This is a genomic window from Haloferax sp. Atlit-6N (assembly GCF_003383195.1).
Classification (GTDB): domain Archaea; phylum Halobacteriota; class Halobacteria; order Halobacteriales; family Haloferacaceae; genus Haloferax; species Haloferax gibbonsii.
On record NZ_QEQJ01000117.1, the window covers coordinates 1 to 603 of the forward strand.

At 61.2% G+C, this 603-nt stretch carries 1 protein-coding gene; it reads left to right on the forward strand.

Annotated features, from left to right (window positions below):
- Positions 1-41 precede the first annotated feature (41 nt).
- On the forward strand, positions 42-603 hold a 562-nt coding region (locus DEQ92_RS21475), incomplete at its 3' end, for a GAF domain-containing protein (protein ID WP_233516937.1).

Below are 603 nucleotides of genomic sequence, written 5' to 3' on the forward strand. Positions count from 1 at the left end.
CACTCCCCCCGACAAGATACTCCTCGCAGGCACACAAACACGTGCCCGATCCGCCGACGTTCGATGACGACGAGGGAGTGATCGGGGATGCCTTCCAGTCACAGGAGCCGGTAGTGATCGACGATCTGTCTGCTGCGACGAATATCGAGTACGGACCGGTTGAATCGGCGATGTTTCTCCCGCTCGGCGAGCACGGCGTGCTGGGCATCGGGTCGATGACTCCAGGTGCGTTCGGCGAGGAAGACGCTGCCCTTGTGGAACTGCTGTCGATCACGGCCGCGAGCGCGCTTGATCGTCTCGATCGGGAGCTGGAGATGCGCCAACTCCAACGGATTCTCGACCAACTCGACGAGAAAGTCTTCCTCCTGAACGAGGGCGGAGAGTTGGCCTTCGTGACGCAACCGTTGACGCGGTATCTCGGGCGGGATCCTGACCAACTTGCTGAGACGGCACTCACCGATCTCATACCGCCGGATGAGAGGGGATCCGTGGACGCGGCACTGCGAGACGTGCGGACATCGCCCCCTGAGAAACGGCTCACGATGGAAACCGAAGTTCTGCTAGGCGACGGTGAACGCCGGCCTGTGGAATTCGAATTCTCGA